General features: G+C 70.4%; 11 protein-coding genes. All 11 read left to right on the top strand.

The features are described 5' to 3' along the window. Positions 1-415: FliM/FliN family flagellar motor switch protein (locus QE454_RS17215; protein WP_309668780.1), on the top strand; the 415-nt coding region annotated here is incomplete at its 5' end. Next, positions 412-1071 (top strand): FliM/FliN family flagellar motor switch protein, encoded by a 660-nt coding sequence (locus QE454_RS17210; RefSeq protein WP_307459307.1) that lies wholly within the window; start codon positions 412-414, stop codon positions 1069-1071. The genes QE454_RS17215 and QE454_RS17210, both read left to right, overlap by 4 nt. Before the next feature lie 2 nt (positions 1072-1073). Continuing rightward, a complete protein-coding gene (locus QE454_RS17205; protein WP_210072033.1) occupies positions 1074-1511 on the top strand; it encodes a flagellar biosynthetic protein FliO in 438 nt (145 codons plus the stop codon). A 178-nt stretch (positions 1512-1689) separates the two neighbouring features. Continuing rightward, a complete protein-coding gene (gene fliP, locus QE454_RS17200) occupies positions 1690-2436 on the top strand; it encodes a flagellar type III secretion system pore protein FliP (protein WP_210072665.1) in 747 nt (248 codons plus the stop codon). Next, positions 2433-2711, top strand: a complete 279-nt coding sequence (fliQ, locus tag QE454_RS17195; protein WP_210072032.1) for a flagellar biosynthesis protein FliQ — start codon at positions 2433-2435, stop codon at positions 2709-2711. The genes fliP and fliQ overlap by 4 nt, the downstream gene beginning before the upstream one ends. Next, positions 2708-3469 carry a flagellar biosynthetic protein FliR gene (locus QE454_RS17190; RefSeq protein ID WP_210072031.1) on the top strand — a complete coding sequence of 254 codons (762 nt, stop codon included), beginning with the start codon at positions 2708-2710 and terminating at the stop codon, positions 3467-3469. The genes fliQ and QE454_RS17190 overlap by 4 nt, the downstream gene beginning before the upstream one ends. Then, complete coding sequence (locus QE454_RS17185) at positions 3466-4569, top strand: EscU/YscU/HrcU family type III secretion system export apparatus switch protein (RefSeq protein WP_210072030.1); 1104 nt, start codon at positions 3466-3468, stop codon at positions 4567-4569. Before QE454_RS17190 ends, QE454_RS17185 begins: the two co-directional genes overlap by 4 nt. 36 nt (positions 4570-4605) lie before the next feature. Next, positions 4606-6669 (top strand): flagellar biosynthesis protein FlhA, encoded by a 2064-nt coding sequence (locus QE454_RS17180; protein WP_309668779.1) that lies wholly within the window; start codon positions 4606-4608, stop codon positions 6667-6669. Positions 6670-6762: 93 nt separating this feature from the next. Continuing rightward, complete coding sequence (csrA, locus tag QE454_RS17175) at positions 6763-7020, top strand: carbon storage regulator CsrA (protein ID WP_210072028.1); 258 nt, start codon at positions 6763-6765, stop codon at positions 7018-7020. A gap of 88 nt (positions 7021-7108) precedes the next feature. Beyond that, positions 7109-7591: a flagellar export chaperone FlgN gene (flgN, locus tag QE454_RS17170; protein WP_267786465.1), complete on the top strand. Its 483-nt coding sequence runs from the start codon at positions 7109-7111 to the stop codon at positions 7589-7591. A 3-nt stretch (positions 7592-7594) separates the two neighbouring features. Then, positions 7595-9001, top strand: coding sequence for a flagellar hook-associated protein FlgK (gene flgK, locus QE454_RS17165; RefSeq protein ID WP_309668778.1), 1407 nt, complete (start codon positions 7595-7597; stop codon positions 8999-9001). The last annotated feature ends 4 nt before the right edge of the window (positions 9002-9005 follow it).

Below are 9005 nucleotides of genomic sequence, written 5' to 3'. Positions count from 1 at the left end.
CAACCCGCAGTACCTGCAGGTCATCTCGCCCGGTGAGGCCGTCGTCGTCGCGCGGTTCGCGATGCGGATGGGGGAGTCGCATTCGACCGCGACGGTCATGCTGCCCACCGCCGTCGTCGTCGACCAACTCGCCGAGAGCGAGCGCGATGCCGCCTCCGCCCACCGTGCGGGCGCGACGGCCGACCAGGTGCTCGCCACCCCGCTGGAGGTGTCGCTGCGCGTCGCGCCCCGCGTCATCGGCGCCGGAGAGGTCCTCGACCTCGCCCCGGGCGACCTGTTGCGCTTCTCTCACCCCGAGACCAAGCCCTTCGAACTCGTCGTCGGCGACACCCCGGTCGCACGTGCCGTTCCCGGTGCCCAGGGGTCGCGGCTCGCGTGCACGATCACCACCATCCTCGAGGAGACCACCCGATGAGCACCTTCCACGCCGCCGCCATGGCCGCCGCGATCGCGGCGAAACTCCCCTTCGGCTTCCCCGTGCTGCCCACGCCCTCCACCGATCCCGGGGCGACCGGCAGCGCGGTCGTCGTCGCCTTCAGCGGCACCCCGGGCGCGAGGATCGCGATCCAGGTCGCGGATGCCGCGGCCCTCGACGACGGCTCGATCGATCAGCAGCTGTCCGACCGCCTGCACCCCGCCTTCGAGGCGGCCGTGGCCGTGCTCGGAGCCGGCACCCTCGGCGAGGGGGAGGAGATGGATGCCGCGAGCGTCTTCACCGAGGCCGGTGTGCAGGTGTTCGACCTCGTCCGCGAAGACGGCAGCACCGTCGCCCGCGCGGCGATCCGCATCGACGACGCCCGCGTGGCGACGTCCACGACGGGCCCGGCCCGTCTCAGCCGGATCGCCGGGGTCGAGATGGAGCTGGTGGTCGAGATCGGACGCACGCGACTTCCCGTGCGCGACCTGCTGAGCCTCGAGCCCGGTCACGTCGTCGAGTTGGACCGCGCCGCGGGATCCCCCGCCGACATCACCCTCAACGGTCGCCTCATCGGCCACGGCACCGTCGTCGTCGCCGACGGCGACTTCGCGGTGCGCGTCGAGCGCATCATCGACCAGACCGGGACCGACTGATCGTGGACGAACTGCTCCTCGCGGCGCGCACCGTCGTCTCGCTCGCGGCGGTGGTGGGGCTTCTGCTCTTCCTGGCCCAGCGCGTGCAGAAAGGACAGGCCGCGGGTGGCGGGCCGTTCTCGGCGCTTGTCCCCCAGAGACTCGGCCGGCTGCGGAACCTCCCCGGCCTTTCCCCGCGGACGCGGACGGCGTCCCCCTCCCGGCCGCGGAGCGAGAAGATCACGGTCGTCGCCCGTACCGGTCTCGGTGGTCGCGCCCAGCTCGTCGTCGCGGAGTTCGGCGGCATCCGGTACGTGCTCGGCGTGAGCGAGAAGGGCATCGACGTCGTCGACACGCAGGAGGCGCCGATCGACGACGCCGAGCGGAGCGAGAACGTCGTGACGCTGACCGATGCCGGCAGCCCGCGCGGCGCCGAGACCTCCGGGGCCCACGCGGCCTGAACGGTTACCGCGTGCGGGCGGCGTCGCGATAGTCGGTCGCGAGCACGGATCGCTCGACCCCTGGCTACGGATCGGCCTCGTCACCCACGCACGGAGTGCCGTCTTGCCCGTTCCCTCGCCGCGCATCGCGCCCCGCCGACGTCGGCGCTCCCGCGGGCGTCGGGGTGCCGGCATCCTGATGCTGTTCGCGGTCGTGGCCGTGCTGTTCGTCGGCGACGTCGTCGCGGGCGGCGTGGCTCAGGCGGCCACCGGAGAGCCGGGCGGCGTCAGCATCAACGGCATCAACGCCACGCCCTCCGACAGCATCACGACACTGCTGGGCATCACCGTCCTCAGCGTCGCGCCGGCTCTGCTGCTGATGATGACGAGCTTCACGAAGATCTTCGTGGTGCTCGCGCTCACCCGCAACGCGCTCTCACTGCCGTCGATCCCCCCGAACCAGGTGCTCGCGGGGCTCAGCCTCTTCCTGACGCTGTTCATCATGTGGCCGGTGCTGACCGAGATCAATCAGCTCGCCGTCGCGCCCTTCACCGCGGGACAGATCGACTTCGGGCAGGCCTTCGACGCAGCTCAAGCCCCTCTTCGCACGTGGATGCTGCAGTTCACGCGCGAAGAGGACATCGCGCTGATGCATCGCGCCGCGCAGATGGCCAACCCGGACAGCCCCGAGGTCATCCCGCTATACACCCTCATCCCGGCGTTCATGCTCAGCGAGCTGCGTGCGGCCTTCGTGATCGGGTTCATCGTGTTCATCCCGTTCCTCGTGATCGATCTCGTCGTCTCGAGCGCGCTGATGTCGATGGGCATGATGATGCTGCCGCCGGTCATGATCTCGTTGCCCTTCAAGATCCTGCTGTTCCTGCTCGTCGACGGGTGGGGCCTGGTGATCACCTCGCTGGTGCAGTCCTATCGAGGCGGCGCATGAACCCCGAAGCGGTCATCGACGTCGGCGCGAGCGCCCTGATCCTCGCGGCCAAACTCAGTGCGCCTCTGCTCATCACCGCCCTCGTGGTCGGTTTCGCCATCTCGCTCCTGCAGTCGATCACGCAGGTGCAGGAGATGACGATGTCGTTCGTGCCGAAGCTGCTGGCGGTCGGGATCGCGCTCATGGTCTGCGGCAACTGGATGATCGCCGAGACCGTCGCCTTCACGCACGAGCTCTTCGGGCGCCTCCCGTCGCTCCTGAACGGCGGCGGATGAACATCCCCGTCGATTTCCGGTGGCTCGAGGCGACGGCCCTCGCGATCGTGCGCATCACGGCGTTCCTGGTGATCGCGCCGCCCTTCAGCCACGGCTCGATCCCCATGCGGGTGCGCGCGATGCTCGGGGTGGGACTCGGGCTGGCGGTGTCGCCCGTGGTCGTTCCGGGATACCAGCGTCTGGACACCGCAGGGTTCCTGTTCGCGGCCGCGGGCCAGGTGCTCGTCGGGGCGTTGCTCGGTTTTCTCGTGCTGGTGCTCTTCAGCGCCGTTCAGGGCGCGGGCTTCCTGGTCGACACCTTCGGCGGTTTTCAACTCGCCCAGGCCTACGACCCGGGCATGAACGTCAACGGCGCCCAGTTCACGCGTCTGTTCCAGATGACCGCCATCCTGCTGCTGTTCGCGTCGGACGCGTACCAGCTCGTGCTGGGCGGCCTGTTCCGCTCGTTCGACGCGGTCTCGGTCGCGGGGGCGCTGGACCTGTCGCGCCCCGCCGAGGTGCTGACCTCCGCGGTGGGGCAGATGCTGCTCAGCGCGGTGCAGATCGCAGGTCCGCTTCTGATCGTGCTGTTCTTGGCCGACGTCGGGCTCGGTCTCGTCTCGCGCGTGGCCCCCGCCCTCAACGCCTTCGCGCTGGGCTTTCCCATCAAGATCGCACTCACCTTCCTGCTGGTGGGCTTCGTCTTCGCCGCCCTGCCCTCGATCGTCTCCGCGATCGCGGACGAGGCCGCCCGACTCGTGATCGGGGTCACCCGATGAGCGGGACGGATGCCGGGGAGCGCACCGAGAAAGCGACTCCGGAGCGACTGAAGAAGGCGATCGCGAAGGGGCGCATCGGGCGCAGCCAGGACTTCACGGTGTGGGTGGGGATCGGCGCTGCCGGCGTGATGATGCCCGCGACGCTGTCCTCGGCCTCGGCGGAGCTCACGGAGCAGACGCTGCGGGTGGGGGCGGTGGCGAGAGACCCGTCGGTGGGCGCCGCCGTCGAGTCGCTGGGCGGCGCGATCGCCTCGGTCGGTCAGGTGCTCCTGCCGCTTCTGATCGTGGTGCTGGGGGCCACGACCCTCACGGCGATCGCCCAGGGCGGCATCCATCTGCGGGGCATTCCCGCGCGGGTCGAGCAGTTCGACGTGGTCGCGGGGCTCAGGCGGACCGTCGGCGTCGCGGCCCTCTGGGAGGGGATCAAGGCACTGCTGAAGACCGCGGCGATCGCAGCGGCGCTGTGGAGCGTGGTCGCCGGTCTTGTGCCGATCCTCATGGGCAGCGGTCGTCACCGCATCGCGTGGCTGCTCGAGGTGGCGGGTCAGGCCGTGGCGACGCTGCTGCAGGTGGCCGTGGTCGTGGGCCTGCTCCTGGCGGCGATCGACGTCTTCGTCGTGATCTCGCGCAACCGCAAGCACACCCGCATGACCAAGCAGGAAGCGCGCGACGAGCACAAGAAGAGCGAGGGCGATCCGCTCATCCGTTCGCAGCGTCGAGCGCGTCAGCTCGCGGTGAGTCGCAACCGCATGATCGCCGCGGTGGCCGACAGCGACGTGGTGCTCGTGAACCCGACGCACGTCGCCGTCGCCCTCCGCTACGAGCCGGGGACATCGGCTCCGCGCGTCGTCGCCAAGGGCGCCGGCGTGATCGCCCAGAAGATCCGCGAGCGCGCCCAGGAGGCCGCCGTGCCGCTCGTGCGCGACGTCCCGCTCGCGCGAGCTCTGCACGCGAGCGTGGAGATCGGTCGCGAGATCCCCGAAGAGCTGTACACCGCCGTGGCGCAGGTCCTCGCCTTCGTCCAACACCTGAAGACGAGGGGCTCGCGCAAGGGGACGTTCGAGATGCCCCCGGCCGCCCTGACCGGACGCGGCCTGTAGACGCCCGAGAACCATGACACGAAGGAATGGCACCGCATGATCGGTCAACTGCTGTCGAAGGGCGCCGTCCCGGTCGGCGTGGTGGGAATCATCCTGCTGCTCATCGTCCCCATCCCGGTGGGGCTGCTCGACCTGCTCATCGTGACCAACATCGCCTTCGCGCTGCTGATCCTGCTCACGGCGATGTTCGTGAAGAAGCCGCTCGATTTCTCGGTCTTCCCGAGCCTCCTGCTGGTCGCGACGCTGTTCCGGCTCGGCCTGAACGTCGCCTCGACGCGCCTCGTGCTCAGCGAGGCGCACGCGGGACAGGTCATCCAGGCCTTCGGGCAGATCACGATCAGCGGTTCGCTGGTGATCGGCTTCGTCATCTTCCTGATCCTCGCCGTGATCCAGTTCGTCGTGGTCACCAAGGGCGCCGAGCGCGTCGCCGAGGTGGGCGCCCGCTTCACCCTGGATGCGATGCCGGGCAAGCAGATGGCCATCGACGCCGACCTCAACGCCGGACTCATCACCGACGAGCAGGCCCGAGCGCGCCGCGCCGAGGTGGCGGCGGAAGCCGACTTCTACGGGGCGATGGACGGCGCCAGCAAGTTCGTCAAGGGCGATGCCATCGCCGGCATCGTCATCCTCGTCATCAACTTCGTGGGCGGCATCATCATCGGGATGACCATGCACGGCATGGCCATCGACAAGGCCCTCGAGACCTACAGCCTCCTCACCATCGGAGACGGGTTGGTCACCCAGATCCCCGCCCTGCTCATGGCGGTGTCCACGGGCATGATCGTCACGCGCGAGAACGCCGAGGCCGAGCTCGGCCGCGCGGCCGGGCGCCAGCTCCTGCAGTCGCGCACCGCCCTTCTGATCACGGCGATGGCGGCCATCGGGATGGGCCTGATCCCCGGCATGCCCTTCCTCGCGTTCCTCGCGATCGGCGCCGTGCTGCTGTTCGCCGCCTCGCGGGTCAAGGCGAACACCGACCGCGCGGCCGCCGACGTGGCCGACGCCGAGGCGCGCGAACGGGAGGAGGCCGCCTCCGCCGAGGGCCCCGACGACCTCATGGACACCATGCGCGTTCACGCCCTGGAGATCTCCCTCTCCCCGGATATCGTCGACCTGGCCGCCGGCGGCGCGGGAGACCTGCTGTCCCGGGTAAAGTCGCTGCGGCGAAAGGTGGCCCTCGAGCTGGGAACGCTCATGCCGCCGGTGCGCACCCGCGACAACGTGGGGCTTCCCGCCGAGACCTACGCGATCCTGGTGGCCGGCATCGAGGTGGGCCGCGGCGTCGTTCCCCGCGGGCACGTGCTCGCAATCGGCGCGGGGCTGGAGCACCTTCCGGGCACCGCCGTGGTCGATCCGGTCTTCGGCCTCGACGGAAGATGGGTGCCGACCGAGATGTCGCACGCCGCCGACATGGCGGGGGCCACCGTCATCGACAGGGCCAGTGTCATCATCACGCACCTGTCCGACATCGTCCACGCGCACGCGCACCGCCTGCTCTCCCTGGAAGACGTCCGCCAGCTCACCGACCATCTCAAGCAGACCCAGCCGAGCGTCGTGGAGGAGCTGACCCCCGCGCTGCTCCCGCTGGCTCTCATCCAGCGCGTCCTGGCCAGCCTCCTCGCCGAGCGGGTCTCGATCAACGACCTCGGCCGCATCTACGAAGCGCTCGCCCTGCGCGCGAAGTCGACCACGGAGGTGCCCGCTCTCGTCGAGGCCGCGCGCAGCGCTCTCGGGCCCGCGATCTCCGCACGCTTCGCCCAGGACGGGCGTCTGCGCGTGGTGATGTTCGACACGCTCCTCGAGCAGCAGATGCTCGAGGGGCTCCGGCACGTGGAGGGTCGCGCGCAGATCGTGCTCGACGCCGACCAGACGATGCAGCTGATCGAGGGCGTCCGCCGCGCGGTGGCCGCCGTCGAACCCGTGGGCGGCGAACCGGTGCTCGTGTGCGCCCCGTCACTGCGCCAGGGCGTGCGGGCGCTCGTGGCCGGACAGGTGGAGGGCATGCCGATCCTGTCCTACGACGAAGCTGCCGCGGGCGGTTTCGCCACCGACGTCGTGGGCGTCGTCCGCCCCGAGCAGATCGCCCTCCCGGCGTCGTAGGGGAGTCGAGAACGCTCGTAACCGAGAAGAAAAGGTAGTCTGGCGGGGGACGGCGCCGCGGGCGCCTCAGCCACGGAAGGCGGCCACACGCACATGCTCGTACTCACCCGACGCCCCGGTGAAAGCATCATGATCGGCGACGACGTGACGGTGACGGTGCTCGGGGTGACGGCGACCGGCGTGCGCATCGGCATCGACGCTCCCCGCGACACCCGCATCCACCGCAGCGAGATCGTCGTGGCGGTCTCGAACGAGAATCAGGATGCCATCTCGGCGTCGCGATCCGCGGACGCCGAGACCAACCTGCTCGACGCCCTGCGCGGGGGAGCGCGCGCCGGGGCATCGGACTGACGGGTTACTCGCGCGTCGCCGCGTCGCGATAGTCGGTCCCGTGGTGGGCGCACCCGCCCCACCACTCGACCCGAACGAGGTGACTCACGTGTCCGCTACCGACCTGAGCATGCAGCTGCTGCGTCAGCGCGAGGTGCTCGAGCTCATGCTGTTCAAGCTCGAAGAACTCGAGTTGCTCCTGTCGACGGGGAGAACGCGCTGGATCCAGCACGCCACCGTGGAGGTCGACCGCGTGGCCAAGGCCCTCACCGCGGGCACCATCGAGCGTGACGCCCTCTTCGTCGATGTCGCCGCCGAGTGGGGTGTCCCCGAGGCGACCTCGTTGCGCGAGCTCGTCGACGTCGCCCCCACCGATGCGTGGCGCGAGGTGCTCGGATCGCACCACGACGCCCTGTCGGGTCTCGCCGCGGAGATCGCGGAGAAGAAGGGGTCGGTCAACCAGCACCTGCGCACGGCCCTGCGGGTCACGCAAGAGACCATCGCGGGCCTCGGTGAACCCACGGGCGAGTACGCGGCGAGCGGATCGCGCGTCGCGGGCGCCGGGTCCCGACTGCTCGACGTGCAGGTGTAGACGATGTCGACCTTCGCAGGACTCAACGTGGCCGCTTCCGCTCTCGCCGCCGCGCGCGCCGGGATGACAGTCACCGGTCAGAACATCGCCAACGAGACCACCCCGGGCTACACCCGTCAGCGCCTCGAGCAGTCGTCGGTGAGCGCTCCCGGCACGGCGGGGCTGTGGTCGACGGGACTCTCCGTCGGAGACGGTGTCTCCGTGCAGGGCATCGCCCGCCTCGGCGACGAGGTGCTCGACGCGCGCGTCCGCGATGCCCTCTCGGCATCCGGATTCTGGTCGGCGCGGTCCTCGGCGGCGCAGAAAGCCGAAGCCGCGATGGCGGAGCCGACGAAAGACGGCCTGGCCGCCAACCTGAACCGCTTCTGGTCCGGGTGGTCCGACCTCGCCAACACCCCCGAGCCGGCGGCCGCTCAGGTCGTCCTCACCAACGCCCGCGTGCTCGCCGGCCAGATCGCGGCCGGCTACGACGCCGCCGTCGGGCAGTGGTCCGACCTGCGCGCGCAGATGGATCGCGATGTCGCGGTCGTCAACGTCGCCGCGACCCAGGTCGCCACGCTGAACGGACAGATCCGTTCGGCCCTGCAGGCCGGACGCAGCGCGAACGAGCTCATCGACCAACGAAACGTCCTCGCCCAGCAGTTGTCCACGACCGTCGGGGCGACGGGTCGCGTCGAAGACGACGGCACCCTCACCCTGCGGGTCGATGGCAACGCCCTGGTCAGCGGCGACTCGAGTCGCACCCTGCAGATCGAGGGGCCGCGTACTCTCGCCGATGCCGGGAGGCTCGCCCTCTCGTGGTCGGATCGGCCGGGGGTGCCCGTCGCGGTCACCGGCGGATCCCTGGGAGGGGCGATCGGCGTCCTCGCACCGGCCTCCGACGGGGGCACCCTCGCGCGTGTGGCCGACGCCTACAACGCCACGGCCACCGCGCTCGCGCAGGCGGTCAACGAGATCCACCGGTCGGGACAGACGTCGACGGGCGCCGCCGGGGGAGACTTCTTCGCGCTCGCGGCGGACGGGCCCGCAGCCCTCGGATTGTCCGTGGTGCCCACCTCGCTCGACCAGCTGGCCTTGGCCGCGCCCGGCGCGGGGGCTCTCGACACCTCCGTGGCCGACCGCATCTCGACCCTCGCCACAGCAGCGACGGGCCCCAGCAAGGGATGGGCGAGCTTCGTGACCGGGTTCGGAGTCGCCGTCGCCGGCGATGTCCAGCGCGCCGACACGGCCGACCGCAGCGCGATCGCCGCCGTCTCGGGTCAGCAGTCCCACGCTTCGGTCGACGGAGACGAAGAGACCATCAGCCTCCTCACCTATCAGACGGCCTACCAGGCGGCGGCGCGCGTGCTCACCGCCGTCGACGAGGCCCTCGACATCCTCATCAACCGCGTCGGCCTGGTCGGCCGCTGATCCG

This window comes from Microbacterium sp. SORGH_AS_0454 (genome assembly GCF_031453395.1).
Taxonomy (GTDB): domain Bacteria; phylum Actinomycetota; class Actinomycetes; order Actinomycetales; family Microbacteriaceae; genus Microbacterium.
The sequence above is the reverse complement of the archived record's forward strand: the minus strand, read 5'-3'. Positions and strand labels throughout refer to the sequence as shown.

Coding starts and splice junctions, on each gene's coding strand:
- QE454_RS17210 (WP_307459307.1), top strand. CDS start 412: ATGAGCACCTTCCACGCCGCCGCCATGGCCGCCGCGATCGCGGCGAAA.
- fliP (WP_210072665.1), top strand. CDS start 1,690: ATGCTGTTCGCGGTCGTGGCCGTGCTGTTCGTCGGCGACGTCGTCGCG.
- fliQ (WP_210072032.1), top strand. CDS start 2,433: ATGAACCCCGAAGCGGTCATCGACGTCGGCGCGAGCGCCCTGATCCTC.
- QE454_RS17190 (WP_210072031.1), top strand. CDS start 2,708: ATGAACATCCCCGTCGATTTCCGGTGGCTCGAGGCGACGGCCCTCGCG.
- QE454_RS17185 (WP_210072030.1), top strand. CDS start 3,466: ATGAGCGGGACGGATGCCGGGGAGCGCACCGAGAAAGCGACTCCGGAG.
- QE454_RS17180 (WP_309668779.1), top strand. CDS start 4,606: ATGATCGGTCAACTGCTGTCGAAGGGCGCCGTCCCGGTCGGCGTGGTG.
- csrA (WP_210072028.1), top strand. CDS start 6,763: ATGCTCGTACTCACCCGACGCCCCGGTGAAAGCATCATGATCGGCGAC.
- flgK (WP_309668778.1), top strand. CDS start 7,595: ATGTCGACCTTCGCAGGACTCAACGTGGCCGCTTCCGCTCTCGCCGCC.